16 protein-coding genes are annotated in these 20,956 nt (G+C 63.1%); 3 read left to right on the forward strand and 13 right to left on the reverse strand.

Translation table 11 applies throughout. From position 1 onward, the window contains the following. Nucleotides 1–75: 75 nt before the first annotated feature. The 6 genes from AB5Y91_RS07520 to arcB all read right to left on the reverse strand — a co-directional run bounded on the left by AB5Y91_RS07520 (nucleotide 76) and on the right by arcB (nucleotide 11,902). A complete protein-coding gene (locus AB5Y91_RS07520) occupies nucleotides 76–2,052 on the reverse strand; it encodes a methyl-accepting chemotaxis protein (RefSeq protein ID WP_171276786.1) in 1,977 nt (658 codons plus the stop codon). A gap of 37 nt (nucleotides 2,053–2,089) precedes the next feature. Continuing rightward, nucleotides 2,090–3,301: an EAL domain-containing protein gene (locus AB5Y91_RS07525; protein WP_368169448.1), complete on the reverse strand. Its 1,212-nt coding sequence runs from the start codon at nucleotides 3,299–3,301 to the stop codon at nucleotides 2,090–2,092. After that, the gene (locus AB5Y91_RS07530; RefSeq protein ID WP_368169449.1) at nucleotides 3,294–7,547 is read right to left on the reverse strand and encodes a transporter substrate-binding domain-containing protein; all 4,254 of its coding nucleotides are present in this window, start codon (nucleotides 7,545–7,547) and stop codon (nucleotides 3,294–3,296) included. The genes AB5Y91_RS07525 and AB5Y91_RS07530 overlap by 8 nt, the downstream gene beginning before the upstream one ends. 143 nt (nucleotides 7,548–7,690) lie before the next feature. Then, nucleotides 7,691–7,894 (reverse strand): hypothetical protein, encoded by a 204-nt coding sequence (locus tag AB5Y91_RS07535; RefSeq protein WP_139745667.1) that lies wholly within the window; start codon nucleotides 7,892–7,894, stop codon nucleotides 7,691–7,693. Nucleotides 7,895–8,185: 291 nt separating this feature from the next. After that, nucleotides 8,186–9,556, reverse strand: a complete 1,371-nt coding sequence (gene dgt / locus AB5Y91_RS07540) for a dGTPase (RefSeq protein ID WP_368169450.1) — start codon at nucleotides 9,554–9,556, stop codon at nucleotides 8,186–8,188. Nucleotides 9,557–9,589: 33 nt separating this feature from the next. Then, nucleotides 9,590–11,902, reverse strand: a complete 2,313-nt coding sequence (gene arcB, locus AB5Y91_RS07545; protein ID WP_171276789.1) for an aerobic respiration two-component sensor histidine kinase ArcB — start codon at nucleotides 11,900–11,902, stop codon at nucleotides 9,590–9,592. Between the two features lie 201 nt (nucleotides 11,903–12,103). Here arcB and AB5Y91_RS07550 point away from each other — a divergent pair, with 201 nt between their 5' ends. Next, the gene (locus AB5Y91_RS07550) at nucleotides 12,104–13,102 is read left to right on the forward strand and encodes a DUF2860 family protein (protein ID WP_368169451.1); all 999 of its coding nucleotides are present in this window, start codon (nucleotides 12,104–12,106) and stop codon (nucleotides 13,100–13,102) included. 68 nt (nucleotides 13,103–13,170) lie between these two features. Here AB5Y91_RS07550 and AB5Y91_RS07555 read toward each other — a convergent pair whose 3' ends face one another. The 4 genes from AB5Y91_RS07555 to AB5Y91_RS07570 all read right to left on the reverse strand — a co-directional run bounded on the left by AB5Y91_RS07555 (nucleotide 13,171) and on the right by AB5Y91_RS07570 (nucleotide 16,112). Then, nucleotides 13,171–13,869 (reverse strand): DUF3334 family protein, encoded by a 699-nt coding sequence (locus AB5Y91_RS07555; protein WP_106885909.1) that lies wholly within the window; start codon nucleotides 13,867–13,869, stop codon nucleotides 13,171–13,173. A 118-nt stretch (nucleotides 13,870–13,987) separates the two neighbouring features. After that, a complete protein-coding gene (locus tag AB5Y91_RS07560; protein ID WP_368169452.1) occupies nucleotides 13,988–14,434 on the reverse strand; it encodes an HIT domain-containing protein in 447 nt (148 codons plus the stop codon). A gap of 70 nt (nucleotides 14,435–14,504) precedes the next feature. Then, nucleotides 14,505–15,143, reverse strand: a complete 639-nt coding sequence (locus AB5Y91_RS07565) for a DUF2057 domain-containing protein (protein WP_368169453.1) — start codon at nucleotides 15,141–15,143, stop codon at nucleotides 14,505–14,507. Between the two features lie 69 nt (nucleotides 15,144–15,212). After that, nucleotides 15,213–16,112 (reverse strand): LysR family transcriptional regulator, encoded by a 900-nt coding sequence (locus AB5Y91_RS07570; protein ID WP_289981822.1) that lies wholly within the window; start codon nucleotides 16,110–16,112, stop codon nucleotides 15,213–15,215. Between the two features lie 98 nt (nucleotides 16,113–16,210). On the opposite strand from AB5Y91_RS07570, the gene AB5Y91_RS07575 reads away from it, so the two are divergent. Further along, complete coding sequence (locus tag AB5Y91_RS07575; protein ID WP_289981823.1) at nucleotides 16,211–16,813, forward strand: short chain dehydrogenase; 603 nt, start codon at nucleotides 16,211–16,213, stop codon at nucleotides 16,811–16,813. A 129-nt stretch (nucleotides 16,814–16,942) separates the two neighbouring features. On the opposite strand, the gene AB5Y91_RS07580 is transcribed toward AB5Y91_RS07575, so the two are convergent. The 3 genes from AB5Y91_RS07580 to dapA form a co-directional block, all read right to left on the reverse strand. Then, entirely contained in the window at nucleotides 16,943–18,046 is a 1,104-nt protein-coding gene (locus tag AB5Y91_RS07580) for a phosphoribosylaminoimidazolesuccinocarboxamide synthase (RefSeq protein WP_368169454.1), read from the reverse strand. Nucleotides 18,047–18,215: 169 nt separating this feature from the next. Next, nucleotides 18,216–19,340 carry an outer membrane protein assembly factor BamC gene (bamC, locus tag AB5Y91_RS07585; protein ID WP_106885903.1) on the reverse strand — a complete coding sequence of 375 codons (1,125 nt, stop codon included), beginning with the start codon at nucleotides 19,338–19,340 and terminating at the stop codon, nucleotides 18,216–18,218. Next, nucleotides 19,333–20,220: a 4-hydroxy-tetrahydrodipicolinate synthase gene (dapA, locus tag AB5Y91_RS07590; protein WP_163149587.1), complete on the reverse strand. Its 888-nt coding sequence runs from the start codon at nucleotides 20,218–20,220 to the stop codon at nucleotides 19,333–19,335. The genes bamC and dapA overlap by 8 nt, the downstream gene beginning before the upstream one ends. Before the next feature lie 201 nt (nucleotides 20,221–20,421). On the opposite strand from dapA, the gene AB5Y91_RS07595 reads away from it, so the two are divergent. After that, entirely contained in the window at nucleotides 20,422–20,955 is a 534-nt protein-coding gene (locus AB5Y91_RS07595; RefSeq protein ID WP_025328154.1) for a glycine cleavage system protein R, read from the forward strand. Nucleotide 20,956: the final 1 nt, after the last annotated feature.

The following is a 20,956-nucleotide window of genomic DNA, read 5'->3' on the forward strand; positions in this document are numbered from 1 at the left end:
CCATCCAGCGTCTGGACTGAAAAAAGCGGGGCAGGCCCATAGGCCTGCCCCGCTTTTTTGTCACCTCAGCCTGACTCAGGCACCCAGCTCGAAGCGGCTGATGGCCGCGGTCAGCTGGCCCGTCTCCCGGGTCAGTCTGGCGGCGATCAGCTCCCCCTGCTGGCTGTGTTCGCTGGACTGATGGCTGAGCCCGGCGATCTCCTCCACAGTGCCCGCCACCTCCTGGGCCACCCTGGACTGCTGCTCGGTCGCGGTGGCGATGGCGGCGAGCTGACCGCAGAGATCCTGCACCAGCGCCGACATGGCTGCCAGGGTCTCGGTGGCCGAGGCCACGGCGCCCCTGCCCTGCTCCACCAGCAGGGTGCCGCTGCCCACGGTATCGGCCGTCTGCCGGGTCTGCTGCTGTATGCTGGCGATGGTCTGGTTGATCTCCGCCGTCGACTGGCTGGTACGGCTGGCCAGCTGGCGCACCTCGTCCGCCACCACGGCGAACCCCCGCCCCTGCTCCCCGGCGCGCGCCGCCTCAATGGCGGCATTGAGCGCCAGCAGGTTGGTCTGCTCGGCTATGGTGGCGATCACCTCGGTGACGCGGCCCACCTGCTCGCTCTGGCTGCGAAGCAGCGTCATCGCCTGATTGGCCTGGGTGATCATGGCGGCAATCTGCGCCATGGTGGCGCTCATGCGGGCGAGGGCCTGCTCCCCCTGCCTGGCCTGCTGCTCGGTCTGACGCGCCGCGCCGGCCGCGTCGGCGATGTTGCCCGCCACGTCCCGGGTGCTGGCGGACATCTGCTCTATGGCGGCAGCGACCGTATCCAGCCGCTGATTCTGACTCGCCAGATCGTCCACTATGGCGTTGGTGGTCTGACCCACCTCGCGGCCGGCCCCTTCCACCTGCGCCACCGCACCCTGGATCTCCCCCACCAGCTGGCGTAGCTGGCTCGACATCCGGTTGATGGAGCCGGTCAATCCGCCCAGCTCGTCCTGGCGCAGCACCGGCAGGGGCTCCCTCGGCAGGCGGCCATCGGCGACCTGCCCGGCCCGGTTCACCAGGCTGGCGATGTCACGGGTCAGGCGGCGGCTGAACAGCAGGGCCACCAGGGTGCCGAGCAAGATGACGCTGGTGGTCGCCAGCAGCAGAGTACGGTGGATGGCCTGACTGGCACCGGCCAGCTTGCCGGCTATCTTGTCCACTTCTCCCCTGGTCTGGGTCACCTGGCTCGCCAGCTGACTGGCCAGCTGGGTCAACGCAGGTTCAATGTCGGTGGCCATCAGGTGGTTGGCCTGATCCCAGTCCGGCGCCTGCCGTCTGGCGATCACCTGCCCCACCAGCTCGGCAAAGGGGGCAGACATCTCCTCAAAGAGCGTCCACAACCCCTTCTGCGCCTCGGTGAAGTTGGCCTGCTGCTGTTTCAGCTCGGCCACCCGCTGCAGATGGAACTGGTAGTAGTCCTGGTACTTGTCGCGATACTCCTTGTCCCCCGAGATGAGGAAGTCCCGCAGGGCGGAGAGGGCATTGGCCAGCCCGTTGTAGGCATCCCCCACCTGCTTGAGCAGCAGGCGGCGATCGCCGGGCAGCGTCTCCTGGGGCGTCGCCACCTCTTCGTTGGCAATGGATTGCAGCTGATCGAGGGCAGCCTCCGCCAGGGGACCGGCTTCCAGCAGCATCAGGGTGTGGGCCGGCAGGTTCTCTTCGGTATGGGCCAGGGCCCACACCTTCTCCTGCGCCCCCTTGAAGCTCTTGAGGGAGCGGCTCAGGGCGGGCGTGAATCCCTGCTGCTCTATGGCTCGCCAGGCCTGCTCCCACTCCTGCTTGATGCGCGCACCTTGCGCGGGATCCTTGCCGAGGATGAGGTAGGCCCGCAGGGAGGAGACGGTGGCGATCAGGGCCTTCTGGCTCGCCTCGTCCCGTTGCAGGGCTGGCAGGGCCTGGCCCAGCAAGGCCTCCTGGGAGGCTTCAATCCGGCCGAGCTGATGGTAGACAAGGGCGGAGGAGAGAATGATGAGCAGGTTGATAAAACAGAAACTCAACAACAGCTTGCTTGATATTTTCATGACCATCCTTGTGTCGCAGCGGGCATCCTGCCCTTGATTAGCGCCCGATCAATGCGGGCAATCGTTCGCGCCAGGTGTCATGCCAGACGAGCAACTCCTCGCGTGGCATGGGGCGTGCGGAGAAGAACCCCTGGCATTGATCGCACCCCAGCCTGGCCAGCAGCAGCCAGGTGGCCTCGTCCTCGACCCCCTCTGCCACCGATTTTAACCCCAACTTGCGCGCCAGTTCGATACTGGATTCGATGATGGCGAGGCGGGAGGGATCTTCATAGCAGCGATCGACGAAGGATCTGTCCAGCTTCAGCTCGGTGAACGGCAGCAGGGCGAGCTGCTGCATGGAGGAGTAGCCGGTGCCGAAGTCGTCGATGGAGAGGCCGAAGCCGTGCATCCGCAAGCGGGTCAGCACCTCCAGCGACTTGCCGAGATCCTTGACGAAGGCGCTCTCTGTCACCTCCAGGGTGATGAGCTCGGGGTTGATGCTCCAGCGCTGGCAGTGATTGAGCAGGGTATTGCACAGATCCCCCTCGATAAGCGAGGTGGTGGAGAGGTTCATCGACAGGTTGAGGGAGAGCCCTGTCTTCTCCCACAGGTGGCCGTCGCGCAGTGACTTGCCGATGATGACCTCGGTCAGCGGATCCATGAGCCCGTTGTGCTCCGCCAGCGGGATGAAGCGGGCCGGCGAGATGAGCCCATACTCGGGGTGCTGCCAGCGGGCGAGCGCCTCCATGCCGACCCACTGACCGTTTTCAAAACTCACCTTGGGCTGATACCAGGGCAGCAGCTGGTCCTGCTCCAGGGCCCGGTACAGCTCATCCAGACTCAGACTGTGGCCGTCCTCCTCCTGGCTGCGCGCCTGCTGGGGCTGCCAGGCGCCGATCAACTGGGCTATCTGCTGATGACTGGCGGGTTTGTCGATACGCCCCAGCACCTGCAGACCGTAGGCGCGGCTCATGCGCAGCACGGCGTCGACCACATCGTCTTCCAGTGCGCTGCACAGCACTATGCCGCCGCGAAAGCCACCCAGGGAGAGGCGGCGCAGCAGGGCCATGCCATCCATGCCCGGCATCCGCAGATCGCAGAACAGGATATCGACCTGATGGTGCTGACACTGGGTCAGCGCCTCCTCTCCGTCCTGGGCTTCCAGCAGGTTGCCGTAGCCAAGCCCGCGGATCTGGTGCATCAGGGCCTTGCGCTGGAAGTTGTGATCCTCCACCACCATGATCACCAACTCATGCCGTGCACTATTCATCGAGCCATAACTCCATTTCACCTCTGATAGAGTCCATCAATGCCTGTACCGTCTGGCCCAGCTCGTCGAGTCTGTCCAGTTGCTTCAACCTGGCCGCCGCCTCCAGCTGGGCGGCCTCGGTCGCCAGGGCCTGCTGCCCGACCATGCGGGCGGCCCCCTTGATGCGATGCGCCGTCTCCACCAGCGCCTGGGTATCCTGTCTGGCCAGCGCCAGCATCATGTCTTCGCCATCCTGCCGGTTGGCCTCCAGATACTCCCTCCCCATGCTGCGCGCCACCGCCTCGTCACCAAACAGGGTCAACCAGCTTATTCCCGGTGCCTGAACCTCTGCTTGCCGGGGCGCCATTGTCTCTTGTTGCGGGCTGACCGCCGGTAGCCAGCGAGCCAGGGTCTGGCGCAGGGTTTCCAGGCTGTAGGGCTTGAACAGCATGTCGTTCATGCCGGCCTCCAGCATCTGCTGGCTGGCCTCCTCCGAGGTATCGGCGGTGACACCTATGATGGGCGCCTCGTTACCGGCCGCCCGCAGGGTGCGCGCCAGGGTATAGCCATCCATCACCGGCATGTGGCAGTCGGTGAGCAGCAGGGCGAACTCCTGCCCCTGCCAGGCGCGCAGCGCCTTCTCCCCATCATCCACCACCTCGGGGTCTATGCCGAGGATGGCGAGCTGCCGGGTCAGCAGCGCGCGGTTGACGGGATGATCGTCCGCCACCAGCACCCTGCCCCTGAGCCGCTCTCCTTGCATCTGCATCGGCTGGCTCGGCCGCTCGCTCGACAGCTGGCGACAGGTCTCCAGCAGCAGGTCCGGGTAGATGGGAGACTGGCCTATCCGCCACCAGGCGTCACTGCCCATGCGGCCACGCAATGCCTCATGGGGGGAGAGTACTATGCCCTTGAGGGAAGATTGCTGCAAATGCTGCAACCAGCCACTGCCAAGGACCTGCTCCAGGCGGCTCTCCTGCGCCAGCAGGTAGCCCTCAAGGGGATGACGCCACTGATCTGCGGTCAGGGGGTGAAGTGTGGCGCCGAGTTGCTCCATCACGGCTTGCAGCACCTCGTCCTCACCGGACCACCACCAGCTCTGACCTGCCAACGGCGGGGCATCCCACCGGCACTCGGCCAGGGGAATCGCGAAGGTCACAGTGGTGCCGACCCCCGCCTCGCTCTCCAGCACCAGGCTACCCCCCATCTTCAGGGTCAGCTGATGGCAGATGGCGAGCCCGAGCCCGGTGCCGCCGAAACGCCGGGTGATGTCGGACTCCACCTGCTTGAAGGGGGTGAACAGATTGACCTGCTTCTCCCGGGCTATGCCGATCCCCGTATCCCGCACCTTCAATGTCAGCCTATGGTCCTGATAGCCCACCTGGATGGCAATCTCCCCCGCCTCAGTGAACTTCACCGCATTGTTCAGCAGATTGGAGATCACCTGACCCACCCGCACCGCGTCCATGCTGGCGTGATCCGGCACTTCCGGCCCCCACCCTAGCGTCACGTTGAGCCCCTTGCCATAGGCCAGGGTGGCATGACCCCGGATGACGTCGCAGATGACAGAGGTCAACCGGCAGGGATGGGGATTGAGTTGCAGCTGCCCTGCCTCCATCTTGGAGAAGTCCAGGATGTCGTTCACCAGATAGAGCAAGTGATTGGTGGAGGTCGAGATGTTGCGCAGCATGTAACGCTGGTCGTCATCGAGGGAGCTCATCTGCAGCAGCTCCAGCATGCCGTGCATGCCGGAGATGGGGGTGCGCAACTCGTGGCTCATGGTGGCGAGGAACCGGCTGCGCACCTGGGTCGCATCCTCCGCCACCCGTCTGGCCTCACGCAGCTCCAGCTCCTGGCGCTTGAGCTTGGTGATGTCCTGCACCACCCCGTTCAGGATGACCCCTTCCAGCCCCTCCTGTCGCACGAAGTGGCCCCGGATCTGCAGGTAGCCCGCTTGTCCCTGGCGCTTGATCTCCACCTCGAGATCCAGCGGCTGCATGGTCAGGGCATGGCGCTCCACCGTGGTCACGAAGTCATGCAGGGCTTGCCCCGTCAGCCCCAGAAGGCTGTCGTCGGTCTCCTCGGATCCCAGCATCTCCTTGAGCCCCTGGGAGGTGTAGAGGAAGCTGCCGTTGCCCGGCCCCAGCCAGTGATACTGATAGACCAGCCCCGGCATGCTGTCGGTGATCTGGGTCAGCCGGGTCTGTGCCTCCTGCGCCGCTGAACGCGCCTGCCTCAGTTCGGTGACGTCCGTCAGTACGGTCAGGATCCCGAGCCGCTTGCCGTCGGGGCCGACGAACAGCCGCTTGGTGTAGATCATCTGATGCTCGACTCCGTCTGCGAGCTGGATCTCTCCGCGGCCGTGGAACTCCTCGCCGCTCTCCCAGACCCTGGCATCCTCCTCGATCACCCTGGCCCGGATGGCCTCAGGCAGCCTGTCCTTGAGCAAGCTCTCATAGGAGCCGTTCAGGTTCTCGCCCCCCAGGAACATCTGTCGATATGCCAGGTTGGTCATCGCAATTTCATGGCGCTCATTGGTCAGCACCACCTGGTTGGGCAGGGCATCCAGCATCATCTGAACGAACACCAGCTGCTCTTCGAGCCGACGCTCCGCCTCCCGCCGCTGACTGATCTGGCGGCGCAGGGTTCGGTTCCAGCCCACGAACAACAGTAGGAAGAGCAGAAAAATCCCCCCGCCCAGGGAGGACCAGAGCAACACCTTGTGCGGATCCAACCCCGTATGTATGGTCAGGGAGAGCCACTTCTTCTCCAGGGCGACCAGCTCCTCCGGGGGGATTGAGAGCAGCACCTTGGTCAGGATCTGCTGCAACATGGGATCCTGCAGGTGGGCCGCCATGGCGATGGGAACCCGCAACTCGCTGCCGGAGAAGACTACCTGATAGCGATCGCTGAAGCCCCGCTGCAACGACTGCTCCAGGGTAGTCATGCTCATCAGCACATAGTCCACCTTCTGCTGATCCAAAAGCGGCAGCAGCTCGGGATCGCTTGCGACCGTCACGGGCTCGGCCCCCACCTCGCTCAGCAGGGATTTCTCCACCGAGCCCCCCACCATGCCCACCCTGTACCCTTTCAACTCCCTGGGACTGGTCAGCTCCGCCATGCCATGCCTGCCCACTATCACCCGATTCAAAGAGACGTAATTGGGCGTAAAGCGGGCAAACTGCTGGCGCTCCATGGTCGGGGTCATGGCCGGGATGACATCCAGCTTGCGAGCCTGGAACAGCTCGAGTGTCTGGGCCCAGCTCCTGGTCTGCACCAGGGTGAACTGCAGGCCGGCGCGCTGGTTCAACATCGCCAGCAGATCGGCAACCAGCCCCTTGAGCCGGCCCTTATCATCTATCTCGCTCATCCCGGGCCAATCCGGGGCGACCCCATACTTGAGCACAGGGTGCTGCTGCAGCCACGCCTGCTCCGGCGCGCTGAAAACGACCTCCTTGCTGCCCTTCACCAGCTCATAGTCAACTATGCCCCCCGCCTCCAGGATGCGGCGACGCTCGCCGGGCGAGATGTCATCCAGCGCCCGCTCGAGCAGCTCCTGCAGCGGCTCGTTGCCCGGCGCCACCGCCATGGCGAGGGAGGTATCCTTCATCCAGTCCACAGTGGTGACCGCCATGCCCGCCATGGCCTGCAGGCGGCTCAACATGGGCAGCTCGGCCAGATAGGCGTCCGCCTTCCCCTCCTTGAGCATGAAGATCGCCTCATCCCGGCTGTCCACCGTCACCAGGTTCGAGATGCCAAGGCGCAGCAGCTCATCGCAGGCGCTAACACCGAAGACGCAGACCCAACGCACCCCGTAGGCCTCCTCCAGGGAGAGGCTCTCCCGCCCTCCGGTCAACAGGACGGCGCGGGGCAGCGCCATCAGCTCGGAGGTAAACAGCATCTGCAGCTTGCGGATCGGGCTGGGGGCCACGCCGATCACCATGTCAATCTTGCCGTCCAGCAACGCCTGCTGGACCGCCGTATTGTTGGCATAGGTGCGATAACGCAGCTCGAGACCCAGGCTGCCGGCAATCTGAGAGGCAAAGGCATCCAGGGGGCCGGTGAAGTTTCCCCGGCCATCGGTATAGATATAGGGGGGCCAGGCCGTCGCCGGCATGCCGACCACCAGCTCATCGTGGGTGAAGAGCCATTGCTGCCCGGAGGGCGTTAAGGCGCTCTTGTGCAGCAGCGTCTCGACCGCCGTCGCCCCCTGGCTACAGCAAGCAAGCCAGCACAACAGGATGAGGCGATAGCAGCGGCAAAGCATAGTTAACTCCCGTATGGATAGGAGGGGGATCATAATGTGTCTGGCTAAATGTGCGACAACAAAATTGAGACAATGCTCATCAGGAAAGAAAAATGGCAGGCCGAGGCCTGCCATCCAGGAGTCGGGGGCCGGAGCCCCTCGCCTCAGGTTATTCGATTCCCGAGTCGGAAACCGGTTTGAAACTCCCGCTCACGGATGTGGGCGACCTGCACATTGTGCCCTTCCAGCCCGATGTCTTTGAGCAGGGCGGGAGAGAGATGCAGATAGCTGACGCGACGTTCCAGCCGGGTGATCCGTTTTTGAACCAGGGTTTCGACGCGGCGCAGCAGGGCGAGTTCGATAGACATAATATTCTCCAGTTGAACGTGCGGTTCTCCCGGAGAGAGGCATCACCCTGCGGGACAACCGCGGGTGATGAAAAAGCAGGTGTTACCTGTTCCCTCCACGCGGTAAATAAAGAGCACGAGTCTTCGCGCTGCCATTGCAGCGATCGAACGCAACGTTGAACATGGAATGTTGCATGATCGTCTCCTTACCGTGTGAAAGTTGAACAAGTTGCCACAGTCTAAAAAAACACCGAATTTTACGCAATATCTCCCCCACCCATATGGGTGGAATGCGGCCAGAACCGGCCCCGGTCAAATCCCGGACAACAGCCTGAACTCCTCAAGCGCATAGGTATCCGTCATGCCGCTGACGTAGTCGAGCAACAGCCGCACCCTGTAGTACCACTCCTGCTCGGTGCCATAGTCAAAGCGCGGATCCCGGCTAGCCACCGCCAGCCGGTAGGCCTTGAGGTGGCGGGCCGACAACCGGTGGAACAGCCGCCGGGCGAAGAAGAGCTCGCTCCCGCCGTTGCCGGCCAGCAACCGCTCGAATTGGGCAGCCGGCAGCGCCAGCAGGCAGGCGTAGGTGGAGAGCACACCGCGCAGGGCGGCATAGCCTTCCAGCTCCAGTGCCTCGACCTCGGGGCGCATGAATACCTGCTCGCGGGCCACCTGCTTGAGGGTGTCGAGCACCTGCGCCGCCGGGGCCTGACCGTGCAGCAGCGCCCTGGGGTAGGCCCCGCTCAGTATGGCCTCGTGATCGCTCACATAGGTGTGGGCCGCGAGCGCCACCAGATCCCGGGTCAGCTGCTGGCGAAAATGGGGGAAGAAGCCCCGGCCGGAGGCGAGCGCCTCCTCGAGCAGGGTGGCCATGTAGTCCCCCTCATCGGCACTGCGCAGCGCCACCAGCAGCTCCCCCTGGGTAAGGATGCGCCTGTCCACCGCGTCCTCCAGATCGGCGATGCAGTAGGAGATGTCGTCTGCCGCCTCCATGATGTAGACCAGCGGATGCCGGCATCCCGGCGCCAGCCCCAGACTCTGGCCGAGGGCGCGGTAGAGCGGTTGCTCGCTGAAGAAGATGCCGCGCTTGCTGGTCCAGCCATGGTGCTGGCCATAGCCCTGGGGACTGTGCAGCAGGGGCTGCTGCGGGTATTTGCACAGGGCCGCCAGCTGGCCCAGGGTGAGGTTCATCTCGTGCAGGCTGTGTACCAGCCGCAGGCTCTGGGCATTGCCGTCAAACACCAGCAGGTCCTGGCGCAACTCGGCCCAATGCGGGCTCGGCAGTTGTTCATGGGCGCTGGCGAACAGCTCATCCAGCGACTGTGCCAGCCACTGGCTCATCACCTGCTCGCCGAAGTGGCCGAACGGCGGGTTGCCGACGTCGTGGAGCAGGCAGGCCATCTCCACCAGGTTGATGAAGGCCCCTTCGCAGACGGTGCCCGCCGGCAGGGCCGCCAGGATGCGCCTGCTGATCTGGCGACCCGTCTCCTGCACCTCCAGGGAGTGGGTGAGGCGGCTGCGCACCGAGGCCTTCACATCCAGCGGGAAGACCTGGGTCTTTTGCTGCAACCGGCGCACCGGCGCCGCCTGTACTATGCGGGCACGATCCTGCTCGGTCGCCTCCAGCAGCTCCTCGCTGCCCCAGGGGTGAATGCGCGCCGGGGTAATCAGACTGTCATACATGGTGCGGCTCCTTGCCTGCAACGTCCGTCAGGTTCACGACAACAACCAGCGCCGCAAGCGGGCGATGTCGCCGGGATATTCACGGCGCAGTGTCTCAATCCAGTCCTCCACGTTCTCCCACCAGGCAGGGTGATCCGGGCTCTGGATCAGCTGGGCCGTCTGCTGCAGGCGGCGCAGGCCGATGGAGCCCGCCGCCCCTTTTATCTTGTGCGCCTCCTCCACCACACCGGCCTGATCCTTGGCAATCATGTTGGAGTCCAGCACCGCCATGTAGTCCGGCATCATCTTCTCGAACAGATCCACGCTGGAGAGCAGCACCGGCTTGCCGACCGTGCTGGCGTAATCGGTGAGGAAGGGCAGATCCAGCAGTGCATCCTGGTTGCCCGCGTCCGCCTGCTCATCGGCCTCGTCGTCCGCCAGATCCGCGAACAGGTGGCCTATCACCTCCCGCACCGCCCTGGAGCCGAGCGGCTTGTTGATCACATCCTGCATGCCGTGATCCCGATAGTACTGACGATCGCCGGTGGCGTTGGCGGTGAGCGCCACCATGGGGGGCAGGCTGTCGCCGTAACGGGCCAGCAGCTGGGCCGCTACGTCGAAGCCGGTCATGTCCGGCAGCTGGATGTCCAGCAATATGAGGTCGAAGTCATCCGGGTTGGCCATGGCCAGCGCCTGGGTGCCGTCCCGCGCCACCTGCACCTGATGGCCGAGCTTGTTCAGCAGGGCGCAGGCGACGGTGACGTTGAGCTCCACATCCTCCACCAGCAGTATGTCGAGGGAGGGCATCTCGGGCTCAGGCGGGGTCGCCTGCGGCGCGACACAATCCACCTCCAGTTCGGCGGTGAAGCAGGAGCCTTCCCCCGGATCGCTGTCCACATAGAGCTGACCGCCCATGGCCTGCACCAGCTGGCGAGAGACGGCGAGGCCGATGCCGGTGCCGGTGGCGTGCTTCTTGCCCTGCACCTGATAGTACATGGCGAAGATCTTCTCCTGCTGGGCGCGCGGAATGCCGACCCCGGTGTCTTCCACCTCGAAGTGCAGCGCCAGCTTGCCCGGTTCATCGGCGGCGTGGGCGAGACAGCGCACCGTCACCCCGCCCTCGTCGGTAAACTTGACCGCATTGCCCACCAGGTTCCACAGCACCTGACGCAACCGGGTGCCGTCCGCCATCACGAACTGCGGCATGTCGCCATCCCTGTCGAAATGCAGATAGAGCCCCTTCTGCTCCGCCTGGATGCGCGACAGCATCTCCAGTTCGTCGAGGAAGGCGGGCAGATCCATGGGGGCAGGCGCTATCTCGAGGCGACGGCGATCGAGTTTGTCCAGATCGATGATGTCATTGAAGATGTTGCCCAGGGTCACCGCACTCAGGTGGATGGTCTTGAGCTGCTGCTGCCGCTTGGCATCGAGCGGCGTGTCCATCAGCATGCGGCTCAGGCCGACGATGCCGTTGAGCGGGGTGCGCAGCTCGTGGCTGATGGTGGAGATGAAGGTGGTCTTGTCCCGGCTCGCCTTCTCCAGCTTGTCCTGATACTGCTTGCGCTCCGTGATGTCGCGACCAAAGCCGAGCAGGCCGAGCCGCTTGCCGAACCTGTCGAAGAAGGGCACCTTGCGCAGCTCGAAGTAGGCCTTGCGGCCATCGGGGTACTCCAGCCACTGCTCATAGGTGAGGGGCTCGTTGCTGGCAAAGACCTGCTTGTCGGTCTCCACCACCTTGTTGGCTATCTCCTGCTTGTAGACATCGAACGGGGTCAGCCCGATGAGCTCGGCTTCCACCTTGCCGGTGAGCTCCTCCATGGCGCGGTTGCAGCCGGAGAACTGCTCGTCCTCGTTGCGGTAGTAGACCAGATCCGGGGAGCAGTCGATGAAGGAGCGCAGCAGGGCGGTACGCTCCCCCAGGTGCAGCTGGGCCTTCTCCCGCTGGAACACCTCGTTCTCCAGATCCTCTATGGCTTGCTGGCGCAGGGTCTCGGCCCGGTTGGTCTCGGCTATCTGGGCATTGAGGCGGCTGATGTTCTCCTGCAACTGGCTGTTGAGCTCGAGGTCGCGCTCGCGCATGTCCTGCAGCTTGCGCACCATGCGGGTCAGCCGCTGGCGGGAGTCTTCCAGCTGATCCACCACTATGGAGAGGAAATAGACGGCCCAGGGGGTCACCAGCAGGCCGAAGAAGACAGAGCGCACCAGGTCGACTATGTCCACAGTGCCGCGCAGAAACAGGGTCACCCCCATCTGGATGGAGACCGCCAGCACTATGATGGCGGTCGCCAGGAACATGCTGAAGCGCACCAGTCCCAGCTTGGTCATCAGGTCGACATAGTATTGCGCCCAGGATTTGATTTGCTTCATCTCGTTGTTTTCTCCCCGTTATTGCGCAAACAGAATACCAGTACGGCGCCCTGAACTCTTGCCCCTTGCACCTTAAATTATTGATTAACGTCACACTCCGACTGGGGTAGCATTCCCGCCTGAGTCAGTCAGCTCCGGTTCAGCAAAGGATCCCGAGCCGCACTGCCACCCTTGTCATCCCCTGTGTCAGGAGCACACCCCATGCGCAATCATGTCCTGTTGAGTCTTGGTCTGCTAGCCGCCAATGCCGCCCACGCCGATCTTGGCGAGATCCCCAGAGAGTCCGGCTGGTCCGGTTTCCTGCTCGGCGGGGTCAATGTCGTCAGCTACGAGTCCAACTTCTACGCCGGCGATGACAACCACAGTCGAATCAACGACCTCGGCTCTCCCGACAACGAGAGCGGCCTGACGCCGCTTATCAACGCCGACATCCGCTACACCTTCGCCGACACCCGCACCCAGGTGTTCCTCGGCAACCTGATCCAGGATGCGGTGCGCTTCGACTTCACCCAGCAGCTGGGCCTCCGCCAGGAGATGGGCGACAAGGGCATAGTGGCCACCTCCCTGGTGTTCAACGCCATGCCGTTGGAGCTGTGGAGCGATCCCTTCGCCACCGGGGTAGATCGCAGCGCCACCGACGTGAAGTCGAAGGGAGTGCGCTTTGCCTGGGACAAGATCTGGGGCAGCAACTTCTACGGCACCCTCACCACCCGGGAAGTGGATCTGGACGAGGAGCGCAGCGGTCAGCAGTATGACCAGACACACGGCACCCAGTATGCCGCCATGCTGGATCGCAACGGCAAGGTGCACGACATGGCGCTCTCCTACCAGTTCCACTTCGGCGGCAACCAGTTGCTGGAGCCGGCGATCCTCTACAAGCAGGCCAGGCTCGACGGCAGTGCCGAGAGCTTCGACAACACAGGGTTGCAGCTGACTTACGCCAAGCGGGGCCCGCAATGGTCCATCGTCAGCAACCTCTATGCCGGCAAGCGCAAGTATGACGAGGCGAATCCCCTGTTCGGCCAGCGTGCCGATGCAGACGAGTTCGCCATCAACGGCACCTTCTTCTGGCACAATCTGTTCGGGGTCAAGGCCCTGGCCGCGACCTTCACGGCGGCTTATTCCGGCGCCGACTCCGACATCGACTTCTACGATACCCAGGCCACCCGCTTCAGCACCGGCCTGCTGTACAACTTCTAAGCCGAACCCTGTCGAAAACAGCGAGGCCACCCAGGGGTGGCCTCGCTGTTTTTCGCTTCCTGACGGCGTCAGATACCGAGGGAGTCCAGCAGATCGTCGTGCTCGTTGCTCGCAGGCGCGACCGCCGAGGCCGGCTTGGTCGCCGCCAGCTTGGTCTGGGCGATCAACGCATCGGGGTCAATCTCCTCCTGATCCCTGCCCTCGTTGTGCAGCCGAATGAACTCGGTGCCGTCCATCGCCAGCTCCAGATAGAAGATGTTGTTGCTGGCAGTGAAGAAGGTGACTCTGCGGGTCTCGGGATTGTCGAGGTTGGTATCCACGCTCAACATGACCTGCTTGTTCAGGGCCAGCATCTTGGGCTGGTTCTGGGTGATGTGGGTCTGCAGCTCGCGTCCCACCTTGCCGGTGAAGCTGCCGAGGATCTGGTTCATCAGCTCGCCCATGACGTTGCTCACCTCGTCAGAGGTGTGGGAGATGGCGAGATCCTCCTTGGAGAGCCCCATGCTGAGCATGTAGCTCTGGTAGAGCTCCATGGCCGCGGCGGCGGAGAAGTTGATCACCACCAAGCCGGAGAAGCCGCCATCAAACAGCACGAAACAGCCGATATCCGGCTTGAGGCAGGTCTTGCTGATCCGCTGCACCATGCCGGAGAAGCGCACCTGGGTCTGGGTCGCCGCGCTCAAGACGCCCGTGACCGAATTGCACAGGCTCAGCAGCACGTCCTCTGTGGTCAATACGGCATCATCCTCGGATCTTGTTACTATCATGGAACCTTCCTGCTGATCGAAAAAATAGGCTTGTCTGTCTCACCGCCCATGTCATCACGCTCGCGTCCGATACGCTAACAGATTGCGTGATCCCGGTGCTGAAACCGCGAGCCGCCTCTCACTTGACCAGATTGTCAGTCAGAAACGGCTGAAATCCACCCAGGGTGGCCAACCGGGCTCGCCAGTTATCGGCCTGCTGTCGCAAATCTTGTGCCTGATAGGGAAGCGCGGGGTGCGCTCCCCAGATGGGACCCGGCCAGGCGGCATCCGTGCTGAAGCGGGCGACATGGTGCAGGTGCAGCTGGGGCACCAGGTTGCCGAGCGCCGCCACGTTGATCTTGTCCGGGTTCAGCGCCTCTTCCATCAGGGTGGCGACGGCGCAAGACTCCTGCATCAGCTGTTGCTGCTGCGCGGGGGCCAGATGGTGGATTTCCCGCAGCCTGGCGACCCTGGGCACCAGGATGAGCCAGGGATACTGGCTGTCTTTGGCCAGCAGCACGCGGCAAAGGGGGAGATCCCCGAGTATCTGGGTATCCGCCTGCAGGCGGGGATGCAATTCAAACATGGGGCCTCGCTGGTCAACATGGGCACGTCAGGAGATGAGTGTGCCCACGTTACTGCAACGGGGGGCAAACTTAAAGCCGGGGCACGGCCCAACCGATGAAGCGCTTGCGAAGTTCGGGGTCCGCCTGCAGGAAGAGCTGCTGCAGCTGCCCCTCCAGCTCGCTGGCAGGGACTGAAGGGGCCTGGGCCGCCGTCGCCGCTGCCGTGGTCGCCACGGCGCCGGTCGCAAGCACCGCCTTGCCCGTGCCGCGGTTGTACTCCATCAACCTGGCGTGCCAGTCCATGCCGATCTGCATTCCGTTGACCACCAGGGCATCCTGCTGCACCTTCAGGGGCTTATCCCCCGCCAGCAGGCTCACGACCGGCGCCTTGGCGTAGCGCTCCATGCCTTTCTCGTCGGTGGGCACTGCGGCCTGCAGGCGCACCGACTGGCCGCGGGCCTCATAGCGGATCACCTGGGGCTCGGAGCGGATCTGGCGATCGTTGTCGCTGCTGTTGCGACTCGGGATCACCCCCTCATAGCGCACCAGCAACTGCTGCGCCCCGTCGGCCAGCACCCCATGCTGCTCGTCCTGCACCTTGCCGTCGCTCACCGCCAGGATCTGGAAATCCCCGGGCACCTCGACCCTGACCTCGGCCTGCACTGAGCTGACACACGACCAGCCGGCACACAGCAACATGACCCCAACCCAACCCTGATGACCCTTCATTCCCTGTCTCTCTCTGCTCGCTATGATGGGCGCAGGCTAGCAGCCAAAGATGACAGAAAAATAACGGGCTCAGAGCAGGTAGTGGGGCCGCTCGGCAAACCACTGGGCCAGCACCTGCTTGAACAGCCGTATCTTGCGCGGTACCCGGCGCTGCTGGGCATGGAGCACATGGAGCGGGTGCAGGGCCGTCTGCCAGTCCGTCAGCACCGCCACCAGCTCGCCCCTGGCCAGACTCGTCTCCACCAGCATCAGCGGGCACTTGGCAAACCCCATGCCCGAGCGGGCCAGTTGCAGCACTGTGCTGTAGTGATTGGCCCGCACCTTGCCCTGCACCAGGATGTGGGCCTCCTCCCCTGCCTTGCGAAAATGCCACTGCTCCCAGGCCGGGTTGTGCCCCTGGAGCAGGCAGGGGCGCCCGCCCAGCTCATAGGGGGTGGCGGGGAGCCCCTCCCGGGCCAGCAGAGTTGGGCTCGCCACCACCACGTCTTTCAACTGCCCGAGGGGCAGCGCCACCAGGTTGTCCGGCACCTGATCCATGGCGCGCAGGGCGATGTCATTCTCCCCCTGGCTCATGTCGATCATGGCGTTGGTGAAGTTGAGCTCCACCTCGACCCCGGGGCAGATCTCGGCAAAGCGCGCCAGCAGCTCGCTCACCATGCGATCGCCGGTGCTGACCGGGCAGGTGAAGCGCAGGCGGCCGCCGTCCTCCTCGGTCAGGGCCTGGATGTCCTGCTCCGCCTGCCGTGCCAGCGCGGCTATCTGGCCCGCCTGCACATAGAGGGTCCTGCCCGCCTCGGTCAGGCTGAGGCGACGGGTAGTGCGCTGCAGCAGTTGCGCATTGAGGGCGGACTCCAGGGCGCTGACGTGGCGGCTCAGCATCCCCTTGCTCACCCCCAATGCATCGGCGGCGGCGGAGAAACTGCCACGCTGCACCACCTCGTAGAAACTGCTCAGATGGGCGATGTCCATCCATTAGCTCCAATATGGAAACAATGGGTTCATCTTAAGCGCTTTTTCTCCTTTTTCATCCAGCTATCATCAACACATCCCCATCAGGAGTGACCAAGATGAAAATTGTGATTGTGGGTGCCTCCGGCACCATAGGTTCCGCCGTCAGCGAGTTGCTTGCCAGAGACCAGGAGGTGATCCGGGTCGGCCACAGCCGAGGGGATGCCACCGTCGACATGACGGATGGCGCCTCCATCGCCGCCCTGTTTGCGGGCATAGGCCGGTTCGATGCCCTGGTGGTCGCCAGCGGCAGCGTCGCCTTCAACGCCCTGACCGAGATGACGGACGAGCAGTGGCAGCTGGGGCTCCAAAGCAAGCTGATGGGCCAGATCAACCTGACCCGCGCCGCCATTCCCCATCTCAACGACAAGGGATCCATCACCCTCATCAGCGGCATACTGAGCGAGGAGCCCATCCACTGGGGGGTCAGTGCAACCACCATCAACGGCGCCATAGAGCACTTCGTGAAGGGGGCCGCCTGCGAACTGCCGAGGGGCCTGCGCATCAACGTGGTGAGCCCGACCGTGCTGGAGGAGTCCATGGGCAAATACGCAGACTTCTTCCCGGGCTTCGTGCCTGTGCCCGCCGCCAAAGTGGCGCAGGCTTACCAGAAGTCGGTGCTGGGGGTACAGACCGGCCAGATCTTCAGGGTCAATGGCTGAGGCCGCCCTCTCCCACTGCCAGACGCCAATAAAAACGGGCCCCGTCATGGGGCCCGTCTGTTTGTCGGCTTGCGGCCTTCACCACCAGCAAACGTTTGTGCGCCGGCGGCAAAAAAAAGGCGGTCAGCCTCAGTCGATCAGACCGTAGTGCTCGCGCAGCACCTCGATGATCTCCTGCTTGGGATTGGCACTGCGCACCAGCTTGTGGCCTATGACCTTCTCGGCGATCCCCACGTAGGTGTGGGAGATGTCCATCATCACCTCGGTGGGCAACTTGTTGTCCCGGGCCAGGGCGAAGCGTTCCGGCATGCGGTTCTTGTTGAGCAGGATGTCCGGATCCGGGAAGTGGTTCAGCAGCCACTGGCGGAAGCCCTCTTTGGACTTCTCGACGATCTCGCCATTGCGCAGGGCGGCGCCGTCCCAGATACGGGAGCTGTCGGGGGTACCCACTTCATCCATGTAGATGAGCTTCTCGCGACCGGCGGCATCCTGGACATAGCCAAACTCGAACTTGGTATCGACGAAGATCTGATCCAGCGCGGCCAGAGCCTCGCTGATGACGTTGAAACCCTCCTTGAGCAGGGCTTCATAGCTGTCTATATCTGCCGGGGAGCGGAAGCCGAAGGCCTGATGGTGGCGCTCTATGTCGGCACGGGAGACGTTGACGTCGTCCGCTTCCGGCACGCCATCCAGCCCTTTCAGCACACCCTTGGTGGAGGGGGTGATGAGGATCTCGGGCAGCTTCTGATCCTTCTTGAGCCCTTCCGGCAGACGGATGCCGCAGAACTCGCGCTCGCCGTCCTTGTAGGCACGCCACATGGAGCCGGTGATGTACTGGCGGGCGATGGCCTCGATCATCACGGGGCGGGCTTTTTGCACTATCCAGACGAAGGGGTGCGGGATATCCAGGATGTGGCTGTCCGCCAGTCCCTTCTCCTTGAACAGCTTGAACCAGTGGCTGGAGATGGCATTGAGTGCAGCCCCCTTGCCCGGCACGCCGTTCAAGCCATCCACACCCTGCCAGATGCAGTCGAAGGCCGAGATGCGGTCGCTGATCACCATGAGGGCGAGCGGCGTATCCGCAGGCACATCATAGCCTTTCTCTCTTATGAGCCGGGCACTGTCTGCGGGGGTCAACCAGTAGACGCTGCGCACTTTGCCGGAATGGACAGGTTTATCGGTACGGATCGGCAAATCGTCATTCACCGCCAATACTTGATCTGCAAGACTCATGGCTAATAACACTTCCTGTTGTGGGACTGACAAGACAGGCGCATCAGGCTCCTGTCTACGAGGGATTCATTCAGCTAAACAGCGCTAGGCCCCTCTGCCGGGGCAGGCTCCCAAGAGGGCCCTTGGCGCGGACTCCGCATAACAAAACAGGGGCACCAGGCCCCTGTTTCTATTCTGCTTTAGCGGCCTGATCGGCCACGCCTTTGGCAAAGGCCTCGGACAGGCTGATATACATCTGGGAGATGACACCGGATGCGACCGGCTTCTTGTCCTTGTCGAACAGGGTGATGGAGGTCTTGCCTCCGGCCATCTCGCCCAGCTGGAAGCGGTACTGGTCTTCCTCCAGCTTGAACGGCTCGGCCCCCTTGGCCTGCCAGAACTCGGCATTGGGCTCGTCATACTCGACGTCGATCCAGCCCAGGGACTGCTGGGTGTCCTTGATGGTGAAACCGTAGGCCGGCAACACCTGATTGAGACGGCGCCAGACCTGCTCGAAGGAACCATCGGCGATCCAGGCACTCAGCTCGTTGTTGTCCAGACCCAGCTCCAGGCCCATGCCATCGGTGGACTTGTGCTGTTCGCGGGCCTTGAGCTGCTTGTCGTAGTAGAGGGAGAACTGGTTCAGCGCCCGGGTCGCATAACGCTGGGCATCGGCCGGGGTCAGCACTGTGCTGGTCTCGCCGTCTATGGTCTCTTCATGATCCAGCACCCGTACCGACATGTTGACGGCGTGACGCTGCAGGTCGTTGCTGAGGGTGAACTGGTAGCGTTGACGGATGCGGAAGTCTTCGTCCTCCTCCGCCCAGCCATCGAGGGCTGCGGAGTTGTCAAACCAGCCGGTCTGCAACACGCCGGCCTGCTGATCCAGCTTCTCTGTGGTGACCTTGTGCTGGGCCAGGAAGTTCATCAGGAAGGCCCAGGTATCGCGCTCCACGCTCTGGCTGGTGCTCAGGGCATAGAAGGCCAGTGTAGGCTCGCTGGCCTTGGCCACCACCTGACTGCCAGGGACCACCGTCAGCAGCTGGGCTGGCGGACGCACGTCCACCTTGGCGCCGATGGCACCTTCGCGGCTGCTCTCCGGCAGGGCCGGAATGTCGAAATTACTGTTAAAGGCGGGGGTACTCAACCCGGCGGGCACGAGGAAGGCGCGACCTTCGAGGCGGCTCTCTTCATACTCGAAGCCACGGTTGGCCATCTTGCGATCCTGGGGTGAGCTACAGGCTGCCAATACGGCAACAGTCGCGACACTCAGCACCAGGCGCACTGCATTTCCCTTTCCATTTGCTTTAAACACTCGCCATCAACTCCGCAGTCGTCAGTGCTCGCGCCATCGCCTGTTCCCCCTCGGGGGTGAGGTCGGTCAGCGGCAGGCGCAAGGTCGCCGTCGCCATCAATCCCAGTCGGGCACAGGCCCACTTCACCGGGATGGGACTCGGTTCGCAGAACAGAGTCTGATGCAACGGCATCAATCGATTGTTGATGTCATGAGCCTGCCCGGCATCACCGGCCAGCGCAGCACGACACATGTCGGCCATCTGGGGCGCCGCAATATTGGTGGTGACCGAAATGACGCCATCGCCCCCTTGCAGCATAAAATCACATCCGCTGGCATCATCGCCACTATAAAGCGCGAAATCCGGCCCGCACAACTCGCGCAGCAGCGGGGTGCGGCTCAAATCACCCGTCGCCTCTTTCAAACCGATAATGCCGGGAACCTTGGCCAGACGAGCCACGGTCTCCGGTTTGAGATCGCAACAGGTGCGACCGGGCACATTATAGAGAATTTGAGGCAGACCACTAGCCTCGGCGATCGCACAATAGTGACGATAGAGACCTTCCTGGGTGGGTTTGTTGTAATAAGGGGTCACCGAGAGGCCCGCCACCACGCCGGTTTGGGCAAAACGCCGGGAGAGGTCGATGGCGTGGGCAGTGCTGTTGGAGCCGCAACCTGCGATGACCGGAATGCGACCGGCGGCGAACTCGACGGTTTTTTCCACGACGGCGATATGTTCCTGCTCGCTCAGGGTGACCGACTCTCCCGTGGTGCCCACCGCGACTATGGCACTGGTGCCGGCACCGACATGATACTCCACCAGGGCCGCCAGACTGGTCCAATCGATGTCACCCGAGGCCAGCATGGGGGTAACGAGCGCAACAATACTACCGCGTAACATGGATATTTCTCCCGATTTTCAGGGGCGTAATGGTAAAGCTGCCCCTTTTGAAAAACAAGGGAGGCAAGGGAGAAGCCGTGTTACCATCCGCCACAAAACGTATGGATGCACGAGGGCAGGAGAGAGCCCGGAGCAGGGCGTCATGCCCGCCAAGCGCGCTCGCTGTCACCGCATTCGCAATAAATGGACGAGAGACGATTTATGACTCACTACCTGGTCGTAACGGCCATCGGCACGGACAGGCCTGGCATCGTCAATGAGGTTACCCGTCACGTCAGTGGCTGCGGTTGCAACATTGTCGACAGCCGTCTTGGCATCTTCGGTAACGAATTCACTTTCATCATGCTGTTGTCCGGTGACTGGAACAGCCTGATGCAGCTTGAGATAAGCCTCCCCCTGCGCAGCCAGGAGTGGGATCTCATCACCATGATGAAGCGCACCGAGCGCCACCACTCCCTGCAATATGACATCAGCGCCAGCGCCGAGGTGCTGATCCGGGATCAGCCGGGCATCGTAAGCCAGTGCACCCAGTTCTTCAGCGATCACGGCTGGGACATCCAGGCCATGCAGACCGTCACCCTCGAGCAGCAACCCTTCAACCTGCTCAAGGCCAATTTCCAGCTCAATCAGGCCAAGCAGGGCGAGGCGGCCGACTCGAAAACGGCCTTCGCCGATTTCTGTCGTGAACTGGGTGCCGAGTCATTCGAGTTCATCGTCAATCACAAATACGCCTGAC

This window comes from Aeromonas sp. R4-3 (genome assembly GCF_040908275.1).
Taxonomy (GTDB): Bacteria; Pseudomonadota; Gammaproteobacteria; order Enterobacterales; family Aeromonadaceae; genus Aeromonas; species Aeromonas rivipollensis.

Excerpts from the sequence above, each read along its gene's own strand:
- AB5Y91_RS07520 (WP_171276786.1), bottom strand. The coding sequence starts at position 2,052 with ATGAAAATATCAAGCAAGCTGTTGTTGAGTTTCTGTTTTATCAACCTG.
- AB5Y91_RS07525 (WP_368169448.1), bottom strand. The coding sequence starts at position 3,301 with ATGAATAGTGCACGGCATGAGTTGGTGATCATGGTGGTGGAGGATCAC.
- AB5Y91_RS07530 (WP_368169449.1), bottom strand. The coding sequence starts at position 7,547 with ATGCTTTGCCGCTGCTATCGCCTCATCCTGTTGTGCTGGCTTGCTTGC.
- AB5Y91_RS07535 (WP_139745667.1), bottom strand. The coding sequence starts at position 7,894 with ATGTCTATCGAACTCGCCCTGCTGCGCCGCGTCGAAACCCTGGTTCAA.
- dgt (WP_368169450.1), bottom strand. The coding sequence starts at position 9,556 with ATGTATGACAGTCTGATTACCCCGGCGCGCATTCACCCCTGGGGCAGC.
- arcB (WP_171276789.1), bottom strand. The coding sequence starts at position 11,902 with ATGAAGCAAATCAAATCCTGGGCGCAATACTATGTCGACCTGATGACC.
- AB5Y91_RS07550 (WP_368169451.1), top strand. The coding sequence starts at position 12,104 with ATGCGCAATCATGTCCTGTTGAGTCTTGGTCTGCTAGCCGCCAATGCC.
- AB5Y91_RS07555 (WP_106885909.1), bottom strand. The coding sequence starts at position 13,869 with ATGATAGTAACAAGATCCGAGGATGATGCCGTATTGACCACAGAGGAC.
- AB5Y91_RS07560 (WP_368169452.1), bottom strand. The coding sequence starts at position 14,434 with ATGTTTGAATTGCATCCCCGCCTGCAGGCGGATACCCAGATACTCGGG.
- AB5Y91_RS07565 (WP_368169453.1), bottom strand. The coding sequence starts at position 15,143 with ATGAAGGGTCATCAGGGTTGGGTTGGGGTCATGTTGCTGTGTGCCGGC.
- AB5Y91_RS07570 (WP_289981822.1), bottom strand. The coding sequence starts at position 16,112 with ATGGACATCGCCCATCTGAGCAGTTTCTACGAGGTGGTGCAGCGTGGC.
- AB5Y91_RS07575 (WP_289981823.1), top strand. The coding sequence starts at position 16,211 with ATGAAAATTGTGATTGTGGGTGCCTCCGGCACCATAGGTTCCGCCGTC.
- AB5Y91_RS07580 (WP_368169454.1), bottom strand. The coding sequence starts at position 18,046 with ATGAGTCTTGCAGATCAAGTATTGGCGGTGAATGACGATTTGCCGATC.
- dapA (WP_163149587.1), bottom strand. The coding sequence starts at position 20,220 with ATGTTACGCGGTAGTATTGTTGCGCTCGTTACCCCCATGCTGGCCTCG.
- AB5Y91_RS07595 (WP_025328154.1), top strand. The coding sequence starts at position 20,422 with ATGACTCACTACCTGGTCGTAACGGCCATCGGCACGGACAGGCCTGGC.